This window comes from Staphylococcus sp. HMSC067F07 (assembly GCF_001837405.1).
In the GTDB taxonomy this organism is placed as follows: Bacteria; Bacillota; Bacilli; order Staphylococcales; family Staphylococcaceae; genus Staphylococcus; species Staphylococcus capitis.
Map to the genome: position 1 here is coordinate 1 of NZ_KV832209.1, position 25,507 is coordinate 25,507.

The 25,507-nt window shown below is 32.3% G+C and carries 23 protein-coding genes and 2 tRNA genes; 17 read left to right on the top strand and 8 right to left on the bottom strand.

Annotated features, from left to right (window positions below):
- Positions 1–51: 51 nt before the first annotated feature.
- The 6 genes from HMPREF2706_RS00300 (at position 52) to glmM (ending at position 4,507) form a co-directional block, all read left to right on the top strand.
- Positions 52–127, top strand: a tRNA-Thr gene (locus tag HMPREF2706_RS00300).
- A 6-nt stretch (positions 128–133) separates the two neighbouring features.
- A tRNA-Lys gene (locus HMPREF2706_RS00305) sits at positions 134–206 on the top strand.
- A 129-nt stretch (positions 207–335) separates the two neighbouring features.
- Positions 336–1,244 carry an arginase gene (gene rocF / locus HMPREF2706_RS00310; RefSeq protein WP_070862092.1) on the top strand — a complete coding sequence of 303 codons (909 nt, stop codon included), beginning with the start codon at positions 336–338 and terminating at the stop codon, positions 1,242–1,244.
- A gap of 136 nt (positions 1,245–1,380) precedes the next feature.
- Positions 1,381–2,187 (top strand): diadenylate cyclase CdaA, encoded by an 807-nt coding sequence (gene cdaA, locus HMPREF2706_RS00315; protein WP_002435856.1) that lies wholly within the window; start codon positions 1,381–1,383, stop codon positions 2,185–2,187.
- A gap of 1 nt (position 2,188) precedes the next feature.
- On the top strand, positions 2,189–3,121 hold the full coding sequence (locus tag HMPREF2706_RS00320; protein WP_023351328.1) for a CdaR family protein: 933 nt from the start codon (positions 2,189–2,191) through the stop codon (positions 3,119–3,121).
- A 27-nt stretch (positions 3,122–3,148) separates the two neighbouring features.
- Positions 3,149–4,507 (top strand): phosphoglucosamine mutase, encoded by a 1,359-nt coding sequence (gene glmM, locus HMPREF2706_RS00325; RefSeq protein WP_049427228.1) that lies wholly within the window; start codon positions 3,149–3,151, stop codon positions 4,505–4,507.
- An 87-nt stretch (positions 4,508–4,594) separates the two neighbouring features.
- On the opposite strand, the gene HMPREF2706_RS00330 is transcribed toward glmM, so the two are convergent.
- From HMPREF2706_RS00330 to HMPREF2706_RS00345, 4 genes are read right to left on the bottom strand one after another with little or no spacing between them, the layout of a single operon-like run.
- A complete protein-coding gene (locus tag HMPREF2706_RS00330; protein ID WP_002453750.1) occupies positions 4,595–5,707 on the bottom strand; it encodes a mannitol-1-phosphate 5-dehydrogenase in 1,113 nt (370 codons plus the stop codon).
- The gene (locus HMPREF2706_RS00335) at positions 5,707–6,141 is read right to left on the bottom strand and encodes a PTS mannitol transporter subunit IIA (protein WP_002435784.1); all 435 of its coding nucleotides are present in this window, start codon (positions 6,139–6,141) and stop codon (positions 5,707–5,709) included. Before HMPREF2706_RS00335 ends, HMPREF2706_RS00330 begins: the two co-directional genes overlap by 1 nt.
- An 11-nt stretch (positions 6,142–6,152) precedes the next feature.
- Positions 6,153–8,180, bottom strand: a complete 2,028-nt coding sequence (locus HMPREF2706_RS00340) for a BglG family transcription antiterminator (RefSeq protein ID WP_070862093.1) — start codon at positions 8,178–8,180, stop codon at positions 6,153–6,155.
- Between the two features lie 32 nt (positions 8,181–8,212).
- A complete protein-coding gene (locus HMPREF2706_RS00345) occupies positions 8,213–9,781 on the bottom strand; it encodes a PTS mannitol transporter subunit IIBC (RefSeq protein ID WP_049427232.1) in 1,569 nt (522 codons plus the stop codon).
- A gap of 669 nt (positions 9,782–10,450) precedes the next feature.
- On the opposite strand from HMPREF2706_RS00345, the gene glmS reads away from it, so the two are divergent.
- Positions 10,451–12,256: a glutamine--fructose-6-phosphate transaminase (isomerizing) gene (gene glmS, locus HMPREF2706_RS00350; protein ID WP_037551327.1), complete on the top strand. Its 1,806-nt coding sequence runs from the start codon at positions 10,451–10,453 to the stop codon at positions 12,254–12,256.
- Positions 12,257–12,527: 271 nt separating this feature from the next.
- Positions 12,528–13,385, top strand: coding sequence for a Cof-type HAD-IIB family hydrolase (locus HMPREF2706_RS00355; protein WP_002453745.1), 858 nt, complete (start codon positions 12,528–12,530; stop codon positions 13,383–13,385).
- Positions 13,386–13,450: 65 nt separating this feature from the next.
- On the opposite strand, the gene HMPREF2706_RS00360 is transcribed toward HMPREF2706_RS00355, so the two are convergent.
- A complete protein-coding gene (locus tag HMPREF2706_RS00360) occupies positions 13,451–14,650 on the bottom strand; it encodes a hypothetical protein (protein ID WP_064212370.1) in 1,200 nt (399 codons plus the stop codon).
- A gap of 133 nt (positions 14,651–14,783) precedes the next feature.
- On the opposite strand from HMPREF2706_RS00360, the gene HMPREF2706_RS00365 reads away from it, so the two are divergent.
- Positions 14,784–15,515, top strand: a complete 732-nt coding sequence (locus HMPREF2706_RS00365; protein ID WP_002453743.1) for a metallophosphoesterase family protein — start codon at positions 14,784–14,786, stop codon at positions 15,513–15,515.
- Between the two features lie 57 nt (positions 15,516–15,572).
- On the opposite strand, the gene czrB is transcribed toward HMPREF2706_RS00365, so the two are convergent.
- Complete coding sequence (czrB, locus tag HMPREF2706_RS00370; protein ID WP_049427239.1) at positions 15,573–16,553, bottom strand: CDF family zinc efflux transporter CzrB; 981 nt, start codon at positions 16,551–16,553, stop codon at positions 15,573–15,575.
- Position 16,554: 1 nt separating this feature from the next.
- Positions 16,555–16,872, bottom strand: coding sequence for an ArsR/SmtB family transcription factor (locus HMPREF2706_RS00375; RefSeq protein ID WP_030062749.1), 318 nt, complete (start codon positions 16,870–16,872; stop codon positions 16,555–16,557).
- 155 nt (positions 16,873–17,027) lie between these two features.
- Between HMPREF2706_RS00375 and HMPREF2706_RS00380 the strand changes: the two genes are divergently transcribed.
- From HMPREF2706_RS00380 to HMPREF2706_RS00405, 6 genes are all read left to right on the top strand, one after another.
- Entirely contained in the window at positions 17,028–17,681 is a 654-nt protein-coding gene (locus HMPREF2706_RS00380; RefSeq protein ID WP_049427241.1) for an SDR family oxidoreductase, read from the top strand.
- 464 nt (positions 17,682–18,145) lie between these two features.
- Positions 18,146–19,084: a mannose-6-phosphate isomerase, class I gene (manA, locus tag HMPREF2706_RS00385; protein ID WP_070862095.1), complete on the top strand. Its 939-nt coding sequence runs from the start codon at positions 18,146–18,148 to the stop codon at positions 19,082–19,084.
- Between the two features lie 62 nt (positions 19,085–19,146).
- Positions 19,147–19,377: a hypothetical protein gene (locus HMPREF2706_RS00390; protein ID WP_002453738.1), complete on the top strand. Its 231-nt coding sequence runs from the start codon at positions 19,147–19,149 to the stop codon at positions 19,375–19,377.
- Positions 19,378–19,614: 237 nt separating this feature from the next.
- A complete protein-coding gene (locus HMPREF2706_RS00395; RefSeq protein WP_070597713.1) occupies positions 19,615–20,991 on the top strand; it encodes an EVE domain-containing protein in 1,377 nt (458 codons plus the stop codon).
- A 267-nt stretch (positions 20,992–21,258) separates the two neighbouring features.
- Positions 21,259–21,669, top strand: coding sequence for a thiol-disulfide oxidoreductase DCC family protein (locus HMPREF2706_RS00400; RefSeq protein ID WP_002435797.1), 411 nt, complete (start codon positions 21,259–21,261; stop codon positions 21,667–21,669).
- A gap of 253 nt (positions 21,670–21,922) precedes the next feature.
- Complete coding sequence (locus HMPREF2706_RS00405) at positions 21,923–22,369, top strand: Dps family protein (RefSeq protein WP_002435760.1); 447 nt, start codon at positions 21,923–21,925, stop codon at positions 22,367–22,369.
- Between the two features lie 136 nt (positions 22,370–22,505).
- Here the strand turns inward: HMPREF2706_RS00405 and deoD are convergent, their stop codons facing one another.
- Entirely contained in the window at positions 22,506–23,216 is a 711-nt protein-coding gene (gene deoD / locus HMPREF2706_RS00410) for a purine-nucleoside phosphorylase (RefSeq protein ID WP_002453735.1), read from the bottom strand.
- 292 nt (positions 23,217–23,508) lie between these two features.
- Here deoD and deoC point away from each other — a divergent pair, with 292 nt between their 5' ends.
- On the top strand, positions 23,509–24,171 hold the full coding sequence (gene deoC, locus HMPREF2706_RS00415; protein ID WP_070862096.1) for a deoxyribose-phosphate aldolase: 663 nt from the start codon (positions 23,509–23,511) through the stop codon (positions 24,169–24,171).
- A 26-nt stretch (positions 24,172–24,197) separates the two neighbouring features.
- The gene (locus HMPREF2706_RS00420) at positions 24,198–25,499 is read left to right on the top strand and encodes a pyrimidine-nucleoside phosphorylase (protein ID WP_049427250.1); all 1,302 of its coding nucleotides are present in this window, start codon (positions 24,198–24,200) and stop codon (positions 25,497–25,499) included.
- Positions 25,500–25,507 lie beyond the last annotated feature (8 nt).

Sequence of the window (25,507 nt, forward strand, 5' to 3'; positions counted from 1 at the left end):
GGGTCGGCGGTTCGAACCCGTCATTCTCCACCATTTATAACAATTAAATTTGCCGGCCTAGCTCAATTGGTAGAGCAACTGACTTGTAATCAGTAGGTTGGGGGTTCAAGTCCTCTGGCCGGCACCATCTTTTGAGCCATTAGCTCAGTTGGTAGAGCATCTGACTTTTAATCAGAGGGTCAGAGGTTCGAATCCTCTATGGCTCACTTTTAAACACCTTCATTATTGAAGGTGTTTTTTTATTATTTGATTTAAATAAATATAACTACAATACTTCTTGAAAAATGCAAGCGTATACATTATTCTGAATCTATGTAAATGAAAGGGGTATTGTCATGAATCAACGTATTGAAATTATTGGTGCACCTTCCACATTCGGTCAAAAGAAACTTGGTGTAAACTTAGGACCAGATGCAATTCGTTATGCAGGATTATTGTCACGTCTTAAAAAAATGGGACTTGATGTTATAGATAAAGGTAATATAGAAGTACCAACATTAGATGTACAGAAATTTAACTCTGATCAAGAAGGGTTAAGGAACTATGATGAAATAGTAACTGTTTCTGAAAATCTTAGCAAAGCTACATCAGAAATAGTAGAGAAAGGAAACTTTCCACTTACACTTGGTGGCGATCATTCAATAGCTGTTGGTTCGATTTCAGGTATTAGTCAACATTACGAAAATCTAGGTGTCATTTGGTACGATGCTCATGGTGACTTAAATGTACCTGAAGAATCTCCTTCTGGTAATGTTCACGGTATGCCTTTAAGAATATTAGCAGGTGATGGACCAGATGAACTTGTCAATATAAATGATTTTACGCCTAAAGTTAAACCTGAAAATATCGTATTAATTGGTATGAGGGATTTAGATGAAGGTGAAAGGAAATACATAAAGGATAAGAATATTAAAACTTTTACTATGGCGGATATCGACCGGTTCGGAATACAAGAGGTGATTGAAAGATCTCTTGAGTATCTAAAATCTAGAAATATAGATGGCCTTCATTTCTCACTAGACGTTGATGCTTTAGATCCCGCTGAAACTCCTGGAACGGGTACAAGAGTAATGGGTGGTTTGAGCTATAGGGAAAGTCACTTTGCACTCGAATTGTTAAATGAATCAAAATTAGTTACTTCAATGGATATAGTTGAGGTTAATCCTCTTATTGACAATTCGAATCATACTGCTGAACAAGCTGTTGCGCTATTAGGTACTTTCTTTGGTGAAACACTTCTATAAATAAAATTGTGAAAGCACGACTTACATGGTATATACTGTGTAAGTTTTTTTATTTTTTAGTCTTTGTTCATATGACACTATTAACAATGATTGGTATAATAATTAATATGGAAAAATATTACCCGGAGGAGATGTTATGGATTTTTCCAACTTTTTTCAAAATCTTAGTACATTAAAAATTATTACTAGTGTACTTGATTTACTGATTGTTTGGTATGTACTTTATCTTCTCATAACAGTTTTTAAAGGCACTAAAGCGATTCAATTACTAAAAGGGATTGTCGTAATTGTTATCGGCCAACAAGTCAGTAAGATGCTTAATTTAACAGCAACCTCTAAATTATTTGATATCGTTATTCAGTGGGGAGTACTTGCACTAATTGTTATTTTCCAACCTGAAATACGAAGAGCATTAGAACAATTAGGTAGAGGTAGCTTTTTAAAACGTTATACCAACACTTATAGTCGTGATGAAGAGAAATTAATACAATCTGTTTCTAAAGCTGTTCAGTATATGGCTAAAAGACGAATAGGTGCACTTATTGTTTTTGAAAAAGAAACAGGATTACAAGACTACATAGAAACTGGTATTCCAATGAACTCAGATATTTCTCAAGAGTTATTGACAAACGTCTTTATTCCAAACACACCATTACATGATGGTGCGATGATTATTCAAGGTAGTAAAATAGCTGTAGCAGCGAGTTATTTACCTTTATCAGACAGTGTTAAAATATCTAAAAGTTTAGGAACAAGACATAGAGCAGCAGTTGGGATTTCAGAGGTATCTGATGCTTTTACAGTTGTAGTTTCAGAAGAAACTGGAGATATATCTGTAACTTTTGATGGTAAACTTAGAAGAGATATATCTAATGAAGTTTTCGAAGAATTACTTGCTGAACATTGGTTTGGCGCACACTTTCAAAAGAAAGGTGTGAATTAAAATGTTAGAAAGTAAGTGGGGATTAAGATTTGTAGCGTTAATCCTAGCTATATTTTTCTTTTTATCAGTTAATAATGTATTTGGAAATGTGTTTAATACAGACGATATATCACAGAAATCCACTAAAACAATTCAGGATGTACCTGTAGATGTAATTTACAATAATAAAGATTTACATGTTACGAAAGCGCCTGATAATGTCGATGTTAATTTATCAGGCCCCCAATCAAAGTTAATTAAAATTGAAAATCCAGAAGACCTTAAAGTAACAATTGATTTATCCGATAAAAAAGCTGGAGAGTATCACAAGAAATTTCAGGTTAAAGGTATAGATGACGATGTAAGCTACAGTGTAAAACCTAAAAGCGCAGATGTTCATCTAGAGAAAAAGATTACTAAAAAAATGCATGTTCAACCTGATGTAAGTCAAAGTGATATTGATGCAAAGTATAAAGTAAGTAAACAAAGCATTTCTCCTGAAACTGTTAAAGTGACAGGTGGGGAGCAACAGCTTAAAAAAATTGCTTATTTAAAAGCTACATTTAAAAAGGCTAGTAAAATTTCAAAAGATACAAATGATGTAGCTGAAGTCAATGCATTTGATAAAGAATTAAATAAATTAAATGTCTCAATTAATCCTAGTGAAGTAGATTTAAAAGTTGCAGTTGAACCTTATAGTAAAAAAGTAAAAGTTCGTACTAAATCAACGGGTAAACTAGATAATGATAGAGAATTAGATAATATCAAATTAAACGATAAAGAAGTTGAGATTTACGGTAGTAGAGACGATTTACAAAGCATCAATGAAGTAACAGCTGAAGTTGATTTAGATGGCGTATCAGAATCAACTGAGAAAACAGTAAAATTTGACTTGCCAGACAATGTTACAAAAGTAAGTCCTAAGGAAACGAAAGCATATATAAACGTTAAATAATTGTTAGATATAAAGGAGAGTTTAAAAATGGGAAAATATTTTGGTACTGATGGTGTTCGAGGCATTGCCAACCAAGAGCTTACACCTGAATTAGCTTTTAAATTGGGTAGATATGGTGGATATGTTTTAGCACATAATAAAGGGGAGAAGCATCCAAAAGTACTAGTGGGTAGAGATACGCGTGTTTCAGGTGAAATGCTTGAATCAGCCTTAATCGCAGGTCTTATCTCTATTGGCGCTGAAGTCATGCGTTTAGGTATTATTTCAACACCAGGTGTAGCTTATTTAACTAAAGAAATGGAAGCTGCTTTAGGTGTTATGATTTCAGCTTCTCACAACCCAGTTGCAGATAACGGCATAAAATTCTTTGGTTCAGATGGTTTTAAATTATCTGATGATCAAGAAAATGAAATCGAAGAATTGTTAGATCAAGATAATCCTGAATTACCTCGTCCTATCGGTGAAGACATTGTACATTATTCAGATTATTTTGAAGGTGCTCAAAAATATCTAAGCTATTTAAAATCAACTGTAGATGTTAATTTTGAAGGACTTAAAATTGCTTTAGATGGAGCTAATGGTTCTACATCATCACTAGCACCGTTCTTATTTGGTGATTTAGAAGCTGATACTGAAACAATTGGATGTAATCCGGATGGATATAATATTAATGAACAATGTGGTTCTACACATCCTGAGAAATTAGCGGAAACTGTCTTAGAGACTGAAAGTGATTTTGGTTTAGCCTTTGATGGCGATGGAGATAGAATTATTGCTGTAGATGAAAATGGTCAAATTGTTGATGGAGACCAAATCATGTTTATAATTGGTCAAGAAATGCATAAAAACCATGAATTAAACAATGATATGATTGTCTCAACAGTTATGAGTAATCTCGGTTTTTATAAAGCATTAGAAAATGAAGGTATTCAATCTAACAAAACAAAAGTAGGAGATCGTTACGTTGTCGAAGAAATGAGAAGAGGTAACTATAATCTTGGTGGCGAGCAATCTGGTCATATTGTGATGATGGATTATAATACAACGGGTGATGGATTACTTACAGGTGTTCAGCTTGCTTCTGTAATTAAAATGAGCGGTAAATCACTAAGTGAATTAGCATCACAAATGAAAAAATATCCTCAATCTCTTATCAATGTTAAAGTAACTGATAAATATCGAGTAGAAGAGAATATTCATGTACAAGAAGTGATGACTAAAGTTGAAACTGAAATGAATGGGGAAGGTAGAATTTTAGTTCGCCCTTCAGGTACAGAACCTTTAGTAAGAGTTATGGTGGAAGCAACCACTAATGAAGACGCTCAACGTTTTGCTCAAGAGATTGCAGATGTTGTTCAAGATAAAATGGGATTAGATAATGCGTAACGAATAAGTTATTCTTATATTCCTTATTAATAAATTAAAACACCTTCGAAAGAATCTTTCTTCTTTCGAAGGTGTTTTTTATATCATTTACTTTTTCTGTAATAATTCTAATTCTTTAACAATTTCATCAGCTAATTGATCGTCAACTTTGGCATATGTTTTTAAGAAGGCCTTAGCACCATGTTCTTTAATATAGTTATTTTTTTCTACTGTTTCTTGATCAGCATTGTCATCGTATGCAAGAAGAAGAGCAGCTGCTTTAACTAAACCTTCACGTTCTAAACCTTTATTATATAAATAAGTTAATGGTTTGATAATACGATCTTTAGGACCTATTTTACGTATTGTTCCTCGACCAACACGTGTAACTTCATCAGATAGATTAGGATTATTGAAACGATCAATAATTTTCTCAACGTATTGCTTTTGTTCATTTTTAGAGAAATCAAATTGATCTGTGATATATTGACTCGTTTCACTAAGAGCTTGGCGAAGGCCTGCTTCTATTTGTTTATCTTCGATAGAATCTAAAATAGTAGCTTTATTTTCAAAATGACCAGCGTAAGCTAAAAATGCATGTCCTGTATTAACTGTTAACAATTTTCTTTCTATATATGGTGTTAAGTCATCTACATATTTAATATGTTCTAATTCTTTACCGTACCAAGCATCTTTTTCGATAACCCATTCAAAGAAAGGTTCTACCATGACGTCTAATATATTTTCATTTTTTTGTAATGGCACAATTCTATCCACTGCTGAATTTGCAAAATGGATATTGTCAGCTAATGGCCCAGTAATATCCAGAATGGCTTTTTTCAAAGTATCTGTGGCCATAATAGCATTTTCACAAGCAACAATATTTACATGATTTTTCTTTTCTTTTAAATATGGAGCAAATGATTTAGCAATAATTGGTAAAATATTTACTCCAACAGCCGTTGTGATTAAATCTGCTTCAAGTATTGCTTCTTTAAGTTGATCTGAGGGTTTAGCTGAATTAATAGCATCTACATTATTCACTCGAGTTGTTGTTTTAGCTTCATCAGCTAAAATAACATCGTATTGATGTTCACTATCCAGTGCATTAATTATATCTTCATTTACATCTGCAAAGGTAACTTTAATGTTATTGTCAGCTAATATATATCCAATAAAACCTCTGCCGATATTGCCGGCACCAAAATGAACTGCTTTCATTATGCGTCAGCCTCCTCGAATACTTGTTTAATTTCATCTGCAGATGTAGCATTTACGATGCGATCAACATTTTCTTCTTCACTAAAAGTAATTGCAATTTTAGAGAGTAAATCTAAATGATCGCCATCTTTACCTGCAATGCCAACTACGACTTTTACTTCTTCGCCATTCCAGTCAACACCTTCAGGAATTTGTAATAAGCTTAAACCTGAACGAATCACATTACCTTTAGCTTCTTCAGTGCCGTGAGGAATTGCTAATGCATTACCCATGAAAGTTGATACTACGTTTTCACGGTCTTTCATAGCTTCGATATAGTTTGGTGTTACAGCACCACTATCAACTAAAACTTGTCCTGCTTTTTCGATTGCATCATTTTGATCAGATGCTGATACATTTAAAAAGATATTGTCATTACTAAATAATTCACTCATTTAAAACACTCCTATTGTAATTGATTTTTCATTTGATTTAATAATTTGTTTCTTAAAATAGTTTTAAATTCATATGGATTTTGCATAAATTCTTCGATGTCATTCAAATGCTCGCTTACCGCCTCTGAGAGGGCACTTACGAATTGAGCCATTTTTTGATTATCTGGAATAAACATACTTATCAAATAATGAACTGAATTTAAATCATTTTGATTACGTTGCAATTGTATCGGTTCTTCCAAAATAGTAATAAGTATGGAAGGTTTTTTGAACATGTTATCTTTTAAATGTGGGATTGCTACCGGATAAGTATGTAACACCCAATTAGGATTTTGTTCAAACTTTGATTGCAGTAAATCAGCGAATGATTGCCTGTCCTCAATTATATTTTCATTTAATAAGTAAGTTTCTAAATATTGCTTCCAATTATCTACTAATTTATATTCTATTTTCACTGAATCTAATACCTCTAAACCTATGCGCATATCTTGAATTGTTTCTTCAGGATTTGTAAAGGTATTTGAGTTATCATTTTCAGCTAGAAGAGTTTGATTTGAATTCGTACTTAGAAAAGAAGCTACATAAGACACTTCATGTTCTGGTAATAATGGATTAACAATTAGAAATGGGGCTTCGATATCTAAATTTACAGTCGAAATAATTCCGTCGTAGTTATTTAAATCTAATACATTCAAGTCGCTTACAGAAGCTTGAGTAATTCTTTCAATTTCACTAAAGACTTGCTCAAGACGATTGGCTAATAAACGACTTGTTCCAATGCCACTGCTACATACGACTAGGATATTTAAAAAGCGATTTCCCTGATTTTTAATGGATCCACCAAAGTGAAGCACTATAAAAGCAATCTCACTTTCAGGAAAAATTAAATCAGACCACACCATATGCAATGCTTTATGAATCGTTTCAAAAAGACGTGGATATTTAAATTTAATCATTTCAGTTAAAGGATTGTAGGTTTCAATGTTAGATTTCAAACGATTAATTGCAGGATTAATATGCAATGTTAACCCCTCGATTAAGTTTTCCTTATCTTTAAAATGTTGTCCTGATATTCGTGTAACTGTATTAACAAATTGACGAATCTTTTTACTACTATTATCTTCCTCAGAATTAGAATCCTTTGTACCTTTACGTTTAGCACCACGCAAATGAATTGTTATAAAAGTGATTTCAGCTTGGTTAAACTCAACGTTATATATTTCTTCAAGACGTTTAGCAATTTCTGTTGCAACTTCATGCTCGAAGGTATCTTTAACTGTTTCATATATATCTTTATTTAGTGAGACGTATTCACCATTTTGCATACGTGTAATACTTAACACAATGTGAATCGTCAAAGTTAAATAACTAGATTCTGTTAGGGTATAGGGCAGTTGACCTAAATAGTCCATCAATATACGTTCAATTTTAAATATTCTATCTAAATCTACGAGAGATTGTTGAGAATGATTCAAAGATTGGTAAACAAAGTGATTTTCAATTACAGAATAAACGCTTGTACTATTTAAGTTATTTACCATAAGTTGACTAAGAAATTCTCTTTTTTTAGACTCAGGACCCTTTAAGTAGACACCTTCGCCACGTTTTCTTGAAAGTGACAGTTGATAAGATAATAATTCTTCTTCTAAATCATCTAAAAGTTTAGCTAGAGCTTGAATTGAAACACCAATTTCGTGTGCTAAACTAAATTGTTTTATTGCGTGTTTAGTTTGTATAAGAGCATAAAGAATGATTACTTTTTGTTCTTCAATTGATAAATCTAATGTTTGTTGAGTTGTAACTGCTTCCTTCAATCGTCTAATATTGTTAGCTTCTCCAGACAATCGTATACCCTTTTTATTGGCTCGCTCTAATTGTATTGAAAATGTACTTAAGTACGATTCAATTTGTTTTAACTCTCTATGAATAGTACGAGAGGACACCGCTAGTTGTTGAGCGATGTCGTATATAGTGACATATTGGCCGTGATACTTGATTAATATTTCAATAATCTCTTTTTCACGTGTACTCAGTAACATGGCGGTATCCTCCATTTTTGAAAATAATTAAGTTAATCTTCGTGCTTTAAATTATTTAATAACTCTTCATATCTTGGTGAATTTAAGAAGTTATCCACTGAAATATGAATAGCATTTGGAACTTGTTTAATGGCACGATCTGTTAGCGTTTTTTGCGTGATTACAAGTTGTGCATCATGAGGTAATTGATTAATAGCTGTATTAGTCACATTGACGTCAGTAATACCAGCTTTCTTAAATTTATTACGTAGCATACTTGCACCCATAGCACTTGAACCCATACCCGCATCACATGCGAATATAACATGATTTACACCGCTATAATCGTGTGCATCAACATTCTCAGTATTGTAGTTATCTAAAAGTTGTTCAGTATTATCTTCATCATTTTCTTTCTCATTTTCTGTAGAAGACGTAGTAACACCTGTTGTTCCAGCTGTGCTCGCATTCTGTGCATTTGAACGAGTTGCTTCTTTATCAGAATGCGTTAGTTTAGATGAAACGTTAGATTTTTTACCTTTCGTCGCTTCCATTTGAGCTGTAGCAGATTCTAAATCTTGTTTAGGTTCTTTAGTGAATTTCATAATAAGTGCTGCGATGACAAATGATACTAATGTAGCAAGTACTACACCAAGTAACATGTGTAAGAATTCGCCTCTAGGTGCGTTTAAGCAGTAAACGATAAATGAACCTGGGGACGCTGGACTTTTGAAACCGAAGCCAGTAGCTTGATAAGTTGCAACGCCCGTCATACCACCTAAAATAACTGCAATAAATAGTAATGGACGCATTAAAACATATGGGAAGTAAATTTCATGAATACCACCTAGGAAGTGGATAATACCTGCACCATATGAAGTTGCTTTAGCAGTTCCTTTTCCGAAAATCATATAGGCCAATAAAATACCTAGACCAGGTCCAGGGTTAGATTCAATAGTAAATAAGATAGATTGACCAGCATGTGCTGCTTGGTCGGTACCAAGTGGTGTAAATACACCATGGTTAATCGCGTTATTTAAGAATAAAATTTTAGCTGGTTCAACAATAATACTTACTATAGGTAGTAAATGAAGGTGAACTAAGAATTCAACAGCTACAGACAAGATGTGCATGATGAATTTCATGATTGGAGCTAAAATTTCAAAACCAATAATTGTCATAATAAAACCTAAGATACCTGCAGAAAAGTTATTGAATAACATTTCAAAACCTTGTGGTGTTCTAGGTTGCACGAATTGGTCTACTTTTTTCATTAACCAACCAACAAGTGGCCCCATAATCATGGCACCAAGTAACATTGGTGTTTCAGGTAAAGCTACAATAACCCCCATAGTTGCTGTAGCTGCAATAATACCACCACGTAAACCATGAATTAAACGCCCACCGCTAAATGCGATGAGTAATGGAATTAAGTACGTAATCATCGGTCCAGCTAATTGAGATAAATCTTTGTTAGGGAACCAACCATTATCAATGAAGATTGCGGCAATAAAACCCCATGCGATAAATGCACCAATGTTAGGCATAATCATACTGCTTAAGAATGATCCAAACGCTTGGACTTTACGACCGACTCCTTTTTTCTCTTGAGTTTGTGACATCTCTACACCTCTTTTTTTAATTAGTATGTGACTATATTTAGTTTAAATCTTGTAGTTAGTTTCTCTCAATATAAACAAAAATTGAGTTTGTCATGATATTTGTGACAAGATTAAGTCTAACTATTATATAGTAGAACTTTGAATTAGTTTATATTAATAAGTTTTTTCAAAGGTTAAAAAAATAAGTTTTTTAACTTATTTTAGGAAGTATTGTTAAATCATTTGCAAAATAAATCATCGTCAGTGTACAATAATGATTAATGGAAAGGAGGAAAGAAAGTAAATAAATAGTTATAGCGCCTGTGCAAATGACTATATTATTGTTGAAAATTAAAAGTTAATTATGAGAACTTTTATAGAGAATAATATAGCTTTTGTAGACGAGGAGGATAGTGATCGAATAGATCGGCGGATGCTATCCCGGATGTGGCTCATTCGTTAGCTTATTAAGTAAAACACTAGGGCAACTTAGTGGACAAAGTTAATAAGATCGCCGAAATAAAATACTACTAAGGGAAGCGTAGAGTAGCGTGTTAAAATGATCAATTACACACGCTTATTTCTTGATGTCCTCGTATGACATCATTGATATGGTAGAAGGTTATTAATATAAATTAAAATAACAAATCATATTGCTCTTGCTATCCCTCATTTTGGAGGAAATAGATTATGTGTGGAATTGTTGGTTATATTGGATACGACAATGCTAAGGAATTACTTTTAAAAGGTTTAGAAAAATTAGAATATCGTGGTTATGATTCAGCAGGTGTTGCTGTAGTTAATGATCAAGGGACTAAAGTATTTAAAGAAAAAGGTAGAATTGCTGAACTACGTAAAGTCGCAGATAACAGTGATCAAGATGGAACAGTAGGTATTGGTCATACACGTTGGGCAACTCATGGTGTACCAAACTATGAAAACTCTCATCCTCATCAATCAGCAACAGGTCGTTTCACATTAGTACATAATGGTGTGATTGAAAACTATGAGGAGTTGAAAGCTGAGTACCTATCAGATATTAAATTCCTTTCTGAAACTGATACAGAAGTGATTGTTCAGTTAATTGAACACTTTTCAAATGAAGGACTTTCAACAGAAGAGGCCTTTACTAAAGTTGTGACTTTATTACATGGTTCATATGCTTTAGGTTTATTGGATGAGCAAGATAAAGATACGATTTATGTAGCTAAAAACAAATCTCCATTGCTTGTTGGCGTGGGTGAAGGTTTCAATGTTATCGCTTCAGATGCATTAGCAATGTTACAAGCTACTAACCAATATAAGGAGATTCATGACCATGAAATCGTAATTGTTAAACGCGATGATGTGGTAATCAAAGACACTGAAGGTAATGTTCAAGAGCGTGAATCTTATACTGCTGAAATCGATGCTTCAGATGCTGAAAAAGGTGTTTATGATCACTATATGTTGAAAGAAATTCATGAACAACCAGCAGTTATGCGTCGCATTATCCAAGAATATCAAGATGAAGAGGGTAACTTGAAAATTGATAAAGACATTATCAAAGATGTCGCAGATGCAGATCGTATTTACATCATTGCAGCAGGTACAAGTTATCATGCCGGTTTAGTAGGGAAAGAGTTCATCGAAAAATGGGCAGGAGTGCCAACAGAAGTACATGTTGCTTCAGAATTTGTTTACAATATGCCTTTATTATCTGAAAAACCATTATTCATCTATATTTCACAATCAGGTGAAACAGCAGACAGTCGTGCCGTACTAGTTGAAACGAAAAAATTAGGTCATAAATCATTAACTATTACTAATGTTGCTGGTTCAACGTTATCTCGTGAAGCGGATCATACATTACTCTTACATGCAGGTCCTGAGATTGCTGTAGCATCTACAAAAGCATATACAGCTCAAATTGCAGTATTATCAATACTTTCACAAATCGTAGCTAAAAATCACGGTCGTGAAGCTGATATCGACTTATTAAGAGAATTAGCTAAAGTAACAACTGCTATTGAAACTATCGTTGATGATGCACCAGTAATGGAAGAAATTGCTACTAATTTCTTAGAAACAACTCGTAATGCATTCTTTATAGGACGTACAATTGATTATAATGTAAGTTTAGAAGGTGCATTAAAACTTAAAGAAATCTCTTATATTCAGGCTGAAGGATTTGCTGGTGGTGAATTGAAGCACGGTACAATTGCACTTATCGAAGAGGGTACGCCAGTTATCGGTTTAGCAACTCAAGAGAATGTTAACTTATCTATCCGTGGTAATATTAAAGAAGTTGTAGCTCGTGGTGCTAATCCTTGTATCATTTCAATGGAAGGCTTAGACAAAGATGGTGATACGTATGTTATCCCTCATGTACATGAGTTATTAACACCATTAGTTTCTGTTGTTACTATGCAATTAATTTCATATTATGCTGCATTGCACAGAGATTTAGACGTTGATAAACCACGTAACTTAGCTAAATCAGTTACAGTTGAATAATTGAACTAGTTTTTAAAACCAGTTAAGGGAAACCTTGCTGGTTTTTTAAAAAACATTTTTAACAGAATATTCCGAAAAATATCGTCGCGGTAGCTCACAATATCAATGTTGTATTTTAAATTGAAATGCATCTTCGTTAATTCTACAAAAGGTAAAGGTTTCTAAGCTATATATATGATATCAACGCTTTATTAAAGTTAAAGTCGTTGCACTTTATATCAAACAGTGACACAATTTATTTAAGTAATTAAAGTAACGAGTGGAGGATAATATGAATAACGTTAAAGCAATATTCCTAGATATGGATGGAACAATTTTACATGAAAATAATAAAGCATCTAACTATACCAAGGATGTGGTAGATGAATTACGTGAAAAGGGTTTTAAGGTATTTCTAGCCACAGGTCGTTCATATTCTGAGATACATCAACTCGTACCTGAAGGTTTTAAAGTTGATGGAATTATTAGTTCTAATGGTACTACTGGTGAAATCGAGGATCAAAATTTGTTTAAACACAGCTTATCTTTAGAACAAGTTAAAAAAATTGTTAAATTAGCTCAACAACAACATATCTACTATGAAGTATTTCCTTTTGGAGCACAACGTATCGTTTTAAAAGAAGATTATCAATGGATGCGTGACATGATTACTGGTGAAACGCCACCCAATAATGTAAGTCATAGTGAATGGACTTCAAGACTAGACGCTATGAAAGATAAAATTGATTGGCGTGACGAGTTGCCGGACTTAGATTATTCTAAAATCTATTTGTTTAATCCAAATCTTGATAAAATTACCACATTCAGAGATGAACTTATTCAGAATAAAGTTTTGCTAAGTATCAGTGTTTCTAACTCGTCTCGTTATAATGCAGAAACAATGGCGTATAATACCGATAAGGGTACGGGGATTAAAGAAATGATTGAACACTTTGGTATTCAGCAAGAGGAAACATTAGTCATTGGAGATAGTGATAATGATCGTGCGATGTTCGACTTTGGGCAATATACAGTTGCAATGAAAAATGCACGACAAGAAATTAAAGATATCACAGATGAAGTGACTGAGGAAACAAATGAAGAAGATGGGGCAGCTAAATACTTAAAATCACGATTATTAGACAAATAAATATATAAACATTAAAAACTCGCAAGTAACGATAATAGGTTACTTGCGAGTTTATTTAATAACTATTATTTCTTGTCAAAAGTGTCTTTAGCTCTATCTGTAATGTCGTCTTTATTGTCAGACACCTTTTCAGAAGCTTTGTCTTTTAAATCTTGACCCTTACTAGAAGCGTTATCTTTTTGATTGCTAAATTGATTTTCAGCTTTATCTTTAAGATTATCACCTTTAGAGTCATTGTCGTTCACTTTATCTTGAACTTTTTCTTTTACGTTAGATGTTTTACCTTTGTTATCGTCTTTAGATGTAGCTAATGAATCTTTGTCATTCTTCTTACCTTTGCGAGCTTTCTTACCAGGTTTATCAATTTTATCACCACGTGTGATGAAGTAATAAATGATACCCATAAGAATGATAAAGTAAATAACAATTCTAATTAGAATGATTAAAATAAGCACAACGTATGCAAGAATTTGAGCAACTGATTGTGACATATGACTAGTTAAATAACTAAATAGGGTAATTAATGGTTGACCTGTAATAAGAACAACTAGGTTAAGTAATAAAATACCAATAAAGAATTTTAACCAAGTTTTCTTACCATTCTTAATTCCATTAAATCCTTCTTTAACATTACTCATTGCTTTTCGATGTGGATTTTCTGCAAATGCAACTGTGTAATTAATCATGAAGATTAAGAAGAACCAATAAACGATTGAAGTAATGAATCCCATTAGTAAAATAATTACAATTTGAGAAATAATTAAAATAGCAATTGAATTATCCACATTACTTACTGATTGTTGTATCCACGCATACAATTGAATAAAAGTGACGTTGTACAATAATTTTAGTAAGTATGCAATGATAAACATAATCATAATAGCAACAACTGAGATCAATGCTAATAATAAAGATGTTGCATAACGGCCTTTTTTAAAGGCAAAAAATAAATCACTAAATTTAATTTTTTCGTGCTTCATAGCCTTTTGGATAACATTAATAGCACCTGCTAATAGTTGATATCCAAGGAAAATAAATAGTAAAGCTAAAATAAGATAAATAATAATAATAGGGATGTACATTGTTAATGAAACGGATTGTCCGAATTGTTGTAACATTTGCATCTGAGTAGAAAATTGAGCTATAAATGCTGATGCAAATCGATAAACAATAAAACAAACTGCAAAACTAATTAAAGCGAATAATAAAGCTTTGAGTAGTTGCGGTTTAGCATTTTTAAATGCCGATTTATAATATCTAAACAAATTTTAAGCACTCCTTTAACGTAATATAAATACAATATCAAAAATCTTATTTTTTTTAAATTAATATCTAACATAAAAGGGTATTGAAGTGTTAAAATATGCTAGTAAATTCACATTGAAAGGAGATATCATCATGAAATTTGCAGTTATTACTGATATCCATGGTAATTATGATGCATTAGAAAAGGTGTTAGATGATATTGATAGTAGAGAAGATATCGATAAAATTTATAATCTTGGTGACAATATAGGTATTGGACACGAGACAAACAAAGTTTTAGATACTGTATTTGATCGTGATGATATGGAAATGATTGCCGGTAACCATGATGAAGCAATCATGACACTAGTTAATAACACACAATATCCTGAAGATCTTAAAGGCAAATTTTATGAGCATCATCAATGGATAGAAAGCCACCTCGATGAATCATATTATGATGAATTAAATCAATTACCACGATACATTGAGAAGACTATTAAAGGTAAAAAGGTTTTATTTATTCATTATGAAATTCCTAATGAAAAATTAGAAGTAGGAATTGAAGGGCAACCTTTCGCACCGATGGCTAGTGATGATGAGCAAGAGATTTCTAAGCTTTTTGAAGATAAAGACGCGGATTTAATACTATTTGGCCACAATCATCGTTTACATTTATTTGATGATAAATCTACAATTTACTTTAATCCAGGTGCAGTGGGATTAAATAACGGAGCTCATACTGTATATGGTATTGTTACAATTAATGAACAAGGCATTTCTGTTGAACGTGTAAAACTAGACTATGATGAAGAAGAATTTATTGAAGGTTTTGCTGAAAAACAAGTACCAGCAAGAGACTTTATTTTTAAAAACTTTATGTAAATAATTGAATATCCTCAAGGATGAGACATTGGAAGTGTCTTGCCCTTGAGGATATTTTTAATGACTATTGGCATGTGTATGAGTGTGTATGTGTTCATGAATACCTGAACATAATGTTGAATCATCATGTTTATGTTTAGGTGTTTCAAGTTGTATTGTCATGTGTTGAACATTTTGATGCAATAAATCATGTTCAATGGTTTCTAAAAGATTTTCACATTCTTTAACTGTTAATTGCTCTGAAACAACTGCGTGACAACTGAGTGCATTCATATCATTTGATATAGTCCAAACATGATAATCATGTACATTTTGAATGCGTTCGTCTTTAGTGATTGTAGATATCACTGCTTCTAGGTCTACATCACTAGGTGTACCTTCCATTAAAATATTTAGTGAAGATTTTGCTATACCGTAAGCACTTTTTAAAATAATTAGTGACACCAGAATACTAGCGATAGGATCAGCAAGAGTAAAGTTAAACGCCCAAATTAATAATGCTGCTACGATTGCACCAATTGAACCAAAGAGATCACCTAATACATGGATAAAGGCGCCACGCATATTTAAATTATGAGATGTATCACCGCCTCTAAACATTAACGCTGCAACTACAATATTAACGATTAAGCCAATTAAGCTTATAATAAACATCTCTTGAGATTGCACTTCTGGAGGGGCGAAAAATCTACGAATAGCTTCGATAATAATCATAAGACTGATAATAAATAAAGTTACGCCATTGAATAAAGCAGCGAGCACTTCAAAGCGTTTATAGCCATAGGTTTTAGTTTGTGTAGCATTCTTTTCCGCATATATAAATGCGATAAGTGCTACGCCAAGTGAGATGGTGTCACTTAACATGTGAAATCCATCAGAGAGTAAGGCCAAGCTATTGGCAATAAATCCACCGATGATTTCTACTAACATAAATAATCCTATAATAAAGAAAGAGATTAAAAGTACTTTCTTATTATTTGTATGGACATGACCATGTGCATGATTGTGACTATGATGTTGATGATTGTGATTTGTCATATTAACTTCCACCTTCATTTGGATGACTAGCATGATGAATGGCTTGTTTGAGTAATGTAGATACGTGCTTGTCGTCTAAAGAATATATCATAGATTGACCTTGTCGCTTTGATTTAACCAAGTGTGTACTTTTCAATAACTTTAGTTGATGTGACACATTTGATTGAGACATATTCAATGTATGTGAAATGTGTCCTACACTTGCTTCTCCAAATTCTAATAATTCCATAATACGTAAACGGTTGAGATCGCTTAAAGCTTTGAATATCTCAGTGACTTTGCTTAAAGTATCTACATCGGTATGTTTATTTTGATCAATGTCATTCACCTTGAAGCACCTCTTTATATGAATATTTGTTCATATATTAATATAATTTATTGCGGTAGTGATGTCAATCGTATTTTTATTGGGTTTACTTTTTGAAAATGAGTGGTAAACATCAATTACGATTTTAAAAAGGGAGGACGTTAAGAATGAGTATTTTATTAATCGGTGCTAATGGTGGCGTAGGTTCAAGATTAGTACAACAATTAAAATCAGATAATATTGATTTTACTGCAGGTGTTCGTAAAGAGGAACAAGTGAAAGAATTAAAGGACCAAGATGTCGATGCAACGTTGGTAGATGTTGAAAAAGCCACTGTTAAAGATTTAACTCAACTCTTCAACAATTACGATAAAGTTATTTTCTCAGTAGGTTCAGGTGGCAGTACAGGCGATGATAAGACAATTATAGTTGATTTAGACGGTGCTGTTAAAACTATTGAAGCAAGTAAAGAGGCGGACATTAAGCACTATGTAATGGTTTCAACTTATGATTCAAGAAGAGAAGCTTTCGATTCTGCTGGCGATTTAAAACCGTATACAATTGCTAAACACTACTCAGATGATTATTTAAGAAATTCTGGTCTTAATTATACAATTGTGCATCCTGGAAGACTTACTGATGATGAAGGTACTGGTAAAATTGAAGCAGATTTATACTTTGATAAACGTGCGTCTATTCCTCGAGACGATGTAGCAACAGTGCTTAAAGAAGTAGTTACATCAGATAAATTTGCTAATCAAGAATTTCAAATTCTTAGTGGCGATAAAGAAATTAAAGATGCGATACAAAAATATGAATAATCGTTATAAAAATGATATTAGCAAAAGCAGTCGAGTTACCTTTTAGGTGATTCGGCTGTTATTTGTTTTAAATTATCGAGTGAAAAATGGTTTATTTAACTTCAGATTGATATTGTTAATAATAATGCAAAACTTTAATTAATTAGTGAAGCGTTTGATAAACTAAAATTGAATTAAAGATGATTTGTTCTATTTGTTTTTAAATAATAATTTTTATTCAAAAAATTCGGTACTTCTTTAGGTTTTGAAATGTGGTACAATCATAAATAGTGATAATGAAAAATAATGGATATAACTTAAAGTTAGGGAACTCAATACATAATTATTAAATTGACTGTTGTCTCTTTAGAAATATAGAAACTACTTAATAATAAAGTGAAAAATGTCTTTAAGGAGATAAGTATACTTAAGTTAACTTTAGAATGATAGATTAAGTTGACGTTTAAGATAATGGAGGTGTAATGATGCCGTTATTTTTAAAGCCTATTTTTCATGAAAAGGTTTGGGGTGGAAGTAAACTCCAACAATTTGGATATCATCTTCCAAATGAGCATATAGGTGAGTGTTGGGGAATATCCACACATCCGAATGGTAAGAGTGAAATTCTCAATGGACCTTATGCGGGGCAGACACTAGATCAAGTTTGGAACGACCATAGAGAACTATTTGGCGAGTTTCCAAGTAAAGATTTCCCTTTAATGGCTAAAATTGTTGATGCTGAGGCACCTTTATCAATACATGTTCATCCTGATGATTCATATGCTTATGAAAATGAAAATGGTCAATATGGCAAGTCCGAATGTTGGTACATTATCGAATCGGAGGAAGATGCTGAAATTACCATTGGCACTAAAGCATCATCTCGTGAAGAATTTGAACAACAAATAAAGGAAGGCAAGTTCCAAGAAAACTTAAGAAAGATTAAAGTTAAACCTGGAGACTTTTATTTTATTCCTGCTGGCACAATTCATTCTATAGGCGCTGGAATCATGGCATATGAGACAATGCAGTCATCTGATGTATCATATAGAGTATATGACTACGATCGTAAACTTAATAACAATGAACAACGGACACTAAATGTCTCTAAAGCATTAGACGTAATGGAGTACTCTAGTGAACTGCCAAATATTGTACCTCAGAACGAAGTGATAGAGAATCACAATTGCACCCACGTAGTGTCTAATGACTTCTTTACTATAGTAAAATGGGAAATTTCAGGTACATTAAATTATATGAAGCCACGTGAATTTTGCTTAATTTCTGTATTAGAAGGTAATGGTAAAATTATTATTGATGGTGAAATTTTTGAGATTGAAAAGGGAACTAATTTTGTTTTAACATCTGAAGATTTAGATAGCGTATTCGAAGGTGATTTTACGCTTATAATTAGTTATATTTAAGCTTGATTAAAAATAAATTGCTAGTAATTATATAGAGATTAATCATACAAGGAGCGTTAGTTTTGAAGCAATTTTTATATATTTCTCTCATTTGTGGAATGATTTCAGGAGCTGGAATATTTTTACATATGCCACATTACCCTACATTAATTCTACCGAGAGTTGTAGCAATTGTAGGTATTATTAGTGCTTTGATTACGATTAAAGATAAAGATATTAATGCTATGCTTAAATTAGGTGGAGTAATGATTAACGTCATTCCGTTATTAGGTAGCATGATTACACCTCATTAATAAATTTGTTTATTATAGGTTATGTAAATGTTTATCAAAAGTTTTAATGACTTTTTATTCGAAGCTAAGACAGATGAGTTGTCTTAGCTTCTTTTTCTTAAAATGATAAAAACAGCTAATTGTTAGAGAATATTGAAAATGTGTGATAAAAATTATGATAAAATGAATTTAAAATTTGTATCAAAGTATTCGTAATACACATTTATTTAAATTATAGGTTAGATAAGGAGTATCATAATGACTGAGGAAATTAACTATTTTTGGCTAAACTGTGGTTATAATAGATGGAATCACAATGAACCCCTTGTAGGTCAAACAACTTTATTTGAATCGGGTGCACATTTCAATCCTTCTCAAGGATTTCGTGCTTTTAAAAAGGCCAAAGCAGGAGATCAAGTCATCTTTTATCAAGTACAAACCGATTCTGGTTTATTAGGTATAGGCGAAATCATAAGTGTTCAAGCAGGCGCTCAAAATAAAATCAGGGTAGAATTTAAATTCAATGAAGAACTGAAATCATTGACAACCGACTATTTAAAACGAAGTGAAGCTTTAGATTTTCGTATGAATAATATGAAAGAAACGTTGTTTAATCAAATTAAACAATCAGAATTTGATTTAATTGTAAGTTTAGGAAAAGGGGAAACTAAAATCCCAAGATACTTTTTATTATCTGAAACAGATGACTTTGAACCAGGTAAAAATTATACAATTTTTACGCATACTTACAATGGAATAAAAAGAAATGGTTATCACTTCTATACACAACTTGAAGTTGGAGATAATATTATTATCTATAATAAAGAAAAAGATCAATCAGTAGTAGGTATCGGCGAAGTGGCTCGTCATATTCATGAGAAACCTCCAATTCCAGGTAGAACGAATAGTACGGCTATAGAAATCTTGTATGGCAAGAATATTGACCCAATTTCTTTAGGTCATTTAAATAAACATCAGAAATTAAAGAATTTATATTTCTTACAAGAAAATGCTAAACAAGCTATCGCGAGTATGTCACAAACACAATATGATGCTATATTAGAAATGAGTGACAATAATGGTATTAAAAATCCATTCGAGACAGTTCAAAAATCAGAAGTCACTGAATATCAAAATGATGATTCACTCAAACCATTTATATTATTAGTTGTTGATAGAAAAGAAGAAGGCTTAAAAGCAGCTAATGATTTATTGCAAAAAACAAATGCAAATCCTGTCATTACTAGTGGACATCCTGATTTTACAGAGGATATGTTATATGGCAAATATTTACCAAATGAATCAGGCGCTCTATATTATCGCGAAGGATTTATTACGCAATTAATGCCTACCAAAGATAAAAATTATTTAGTTATTGATAATTTTAATCGTATCGATCCAGATATCTTCCAAACGTACATTAATGTATTAGAAGGTTATGAGGTGACATTACCTAGGTACAATAAAGATGGAAGTATGATTAAATGGTCTAAAAACAAAGATTCCTTCTATCACTTTAATCCTAATTGGCATATTATTGGTGTAACATATGATTCTATAGAGGACATTAAACAGAAGTATTCTCAACAGTTTCTTAAGTATACGCGCATTGTACGCGTTAATCATTCAGAGTAAGTTAGTTTAATAGAATATCTTAATTAAATTTTAGAAATTAAATTTGAAATGACTCTCCTCAAACTCTTTACGTTAATAAGTGAAAGTTTTGAGGGGAGCTTTTTATGTTTTAAAGATTCTTAATCGCCATTAAGTTAAATACAAATGCTTTTATTTCAATTAATTAAAATTACTAAAGAAATGTTTGTAAATGAGGAGGAGGCCGTGTTTATGATGTTTTGAAAAAAGGAAATGTAATTGTAAGAGTTAATAAAGGAGGTATTTAATATGCCTATTATATATTATGACGGTAATTGCATTTATTGTTATAATTATGCGATTTGGCTTATTCAAAATGGACTTTCTAAGAGCTATGAGTTCGCAACTATAAAAGGTGAGATTGGCGAACAATTTTTTAATCAACATCCCGAAGCCAAAAATAGAAATAGTGTAATCTTGCAAAAAGGTGAGCATTTAGAATATAAATCAGACGCGATTGCTACGCTTATTACTTCGTTGCCAAACAATAAAAAATGGTTAGGTATAGGTCTAAGAGTACTGCCGAAAACAATACGTGATTTAGGTTATAATTTATTTGCTAATAATAGAGACAAAATGTGGAAGACACACTGGCATAAGCCTACTGAATATGAAAAATCATTCTTTTTAGATGATAATGCTAAAATCAAGTTAACTTAATTGATAATTTTGACTACTAATTGATAATATATAGGTGGAAGTCAAAAAGTTAAAATAACTTTCAATATTAGAAAATATTAGAATTTGTATGTAATGAGTTCATTTATTAATGCAAATAAGCATCGTCATAATTTCGACAACAATTTGAAATAATTATAAATAAAAGTGTGATTTTGCTTTACAGATTAGAATTATTATAATATAATAATTATTGCAATCAAGGAAAGCTGATTAATTAAGGAGTGTATTTTAAATGAGTAATCAACAAGATGTAGTAAAAGAATTAAATCAACAAGTAGCAAACTGGACAGTAGCATACACAAAATTACACAATTTCCATTGGTACGTAAAAGGACCAAACTTCTTCTCATTACACACTAAATTCGAAGAACTTTATGATGAAGCTAGCCAATATGTAGATGATTTAGCAGAAAGAATCTTAGCTATTGGTGGTAACCCAATCGGTACTTTAACTGAAAGCTTAGATAAATCAATTGTTAAAGAGGCTGGAAAAAATTATGCAGCTGAACAAATGGTAGAAGAACTTTCACATGATTTCACTAATATTTCTAAACAATTAGAACATGCAATAGAAGTAGCAGGTAATGCAGGTGATGATGTATCAGAAGATATGTTTATTGGCATGCAAACTTCAGTTGATAAACATAATTGGATGTTACAATCTTATTTAGGTAAATAATTTGATAGACAACGTTCTAAAAAATAAATTTGGACATAATTGCTAAAAATAATAGCAGTAAGAAGATTTCAATTAGAATCTTCTTACTGCTATTTTTATTTTCAACACTAAGTACTAGTGTTGATCCTTTAATATTTTATTCAGCAATTTCAAGTGCAATTTCCATCATTTGAGTGAATGATGTTTGTCTTTCTTCTGCACTTGTAGCTTCATCACGTAAAATATGGTCACTAACTGTGAAGACGCCAAGTGCTTTTTTACCTGCATTGATGGCATTTAAATATAAACCTGCTGATTCCATTTCAATTCCTAATATACCCATTTTCTTCCATGCATCGTTAAATGTTGCATCTGCATTATAAAAAGTATCAGATGATAATACATTTCCCACATGTGAAGTAGCACCAATTTCGTCTGCTGCTTTTTTAGCTTTAGTAATTAAGTCAAAATCAGCAATCGGCGCAAAATGTCCAGGAATATTAAATTGATCTACATAATTTGAATTTGTTGATGCAGCTTGAGCAATAATTACATCATATAAATTAACATCCTCTTGAAGTGCACCACATGAACCCACGCGAATAATTGTTTCTACATCAAAGAAATTATATAACTCATAAGAGTAAATACCAATACTTGGAATTCCCATTCCTGACCCCATAACTGAGATTTCTTTACCTTTATATGTTCCTGTATAACCGAACATGTTGCGTACTTCATTAAATTGTTCAACATTTTCTAAGAAGTTATCCGCAATATATTTTGCACGTAGCGGGTCACCTGGCATTAATACAGTTTTAGCAATTTTTACACCATTTGGTTGAATATGAGGTGTACCATTCGTCATAAGTTATCTTCTCCTTATTATTTAAGTTATCAATATAGATTAAAAAGCTTTATATCACAATATAAGATAACATTTGTTTATCTTTTATGCGAATTTTTGTACTATATAATTGTAAGTAAATATTATGTGATTATTAACTAAGTGTGAAGCTGTATAACAAATTAAATTAAAATTTAGTGACTTCTAGACACTTTTTTCTGTCATCTTCAGAAGTATACCAGGACTTATATTTGTTTGCTAGTTTCATTCTTAGTAAGCTGTTACATATATTTTGAAAAATGGAGGAACGGAAATGAACGTAGCAAAATATATAGATCATACTTTACTAAAACCTGATTCAACTAGAGAACAAATTGATAAAATTCTTGAAGAAGCTAAAAAGTATCAATTCAAATCAGTGTGCATTAATCCAACTCATGTTAGTTATGCAAGTCAACAATTACTAGATACAGATGTACTTGTGTGTACTGTAATCGGATTTCCATTAGGGGCAACTACGACTGACGTAAAGGTCTTCGAAACTGAAAATGCAATTAAAAATGGTGCTTCAGAAATAGATATGGTTATTAATATTGGGGCTTTAAAAGATCAACGCTATGATGAAGTGCAAAAAGATATTGAGGGTGTTATCGCAGCTGCTAATGGAAAAACAGTTAAAGTGATAATTGAAACAGTACTTTTAACTGATGAAGAAAAAGTTAAGGCTTGTGAATTAGCTGAAAAAGCAGGCGCTACTTTTATTAAAACATCTACAGGATTTGCTGGTGGGGGAGCTACACCAGAAGACGTCAAATTAATGAAAGATACTGTAGGCAACCGCTTAGAAGTAAAAGCGTCTGGAGGAGTGAGAAGTCTAGAAGACTTTGAAAAAATGATTGAAGCAGGTGCGACAAGAATTGGTGCAAGTGCGGGAGCCCAAATTATAGAGGGTCTTGATTCCAACTCAGATTATTAAAAGATTCATTTAAGGGAATGATTTTTATGAGAATGATAGATATTATTGAGAAAAAACGTGACGGACATGCGCTAACAGAAGAAGAGATTGAATTTTTTATTAATGGTTATACGAAAGGTGACATCCCTGATTATCAAGCTTCGAGTTTAGCTATGGCCATCTTTTTCCAAGATATGAACCAAGAAGAAAGAGCAGCAATGACGATGGCAATGGTTAATTCAGGAGATAAGATTGATTTATCTCAAATTCAAGGTGTAAAAGTGGATAAGCACTCTACTGGTGGTGTAGGAGATACGACAACACTAGTATTAGCGCCTTTAGTAGCGTCATTGGGTGTACCTGTAGCTAAAATGAGTGGTCGTGGTTTAGGTCATACTGGTGGAACGATTGATAAATTAGAATCAGTAAATGGTTTTAATGTAGAGATAAGTGAACAAGAATTTATTAAACTTGTTAATGAAAACAAAGTTGCTGTTATAGGTCAATCTGGAAATTTAACACCAGCTGATAAAAAACTATATGCACTAAGAGATGTGACGGGTTCTGTTAATTCTATTTCATTAATCGCGTCATCAATTATGAGTAAAAAAATCGCAGCTGGTGCAGATGCAATTGTTCTTGATGTTAAAACCGGGAGCGGTGCTTTCATGAAAACGTTAGAGGAAGCAGAAGCATTAGCAGATGCAATGGTAAGTATAGGTAATAATGTAGGTAGAAATACTATGGCGATTATTTCTGATATGAGCCAACCATTGGGTCGTGCAATTGGTAATGCTTTAGAATTAAAAGAAGCGATTGAGACACTAAAAGGCCAAGGGCCAAAAGATTTAACGGAACTTGTATTAACATTAGGCTCACAAATGGTAGTGTTAGCTCAAAAAGCTCAATCATTAGAAGAAGCACGTCAAATGCTTGAGGAAGCTATTCAATCAGGTAAAGCTTTAGAGAAATTTAAAACCTTTATTAGTCACCAAGGTGGTGATTCGTCTATTGTTGATAACCCAGATAAGTTGCCTCATGCACGCTATCAAATTCATTTTCAAGCGAAAAAGGATGGCGTGATTACCAAGATGATTGCAAATGAAATCGGTGTTGCTTCAATGATGCTTGGTGCAGGACGTCAAACTAAAGAAGATAAAATTGATTTAGGTGTAGGGATTGTTCTAAATAAAAAAGTTGGGGATTCTGTCAAACAAGGAGATAATATTCTCACTATTCATAGCAATAAAGAAAATGTTAATGAAATATTAGACAAATTAGACGAGAGTATTACAATTGAAGAAAAAGGTGAAACACCAACCTTAATTCACAAAATTATAACCGAGTAGGAGATGTA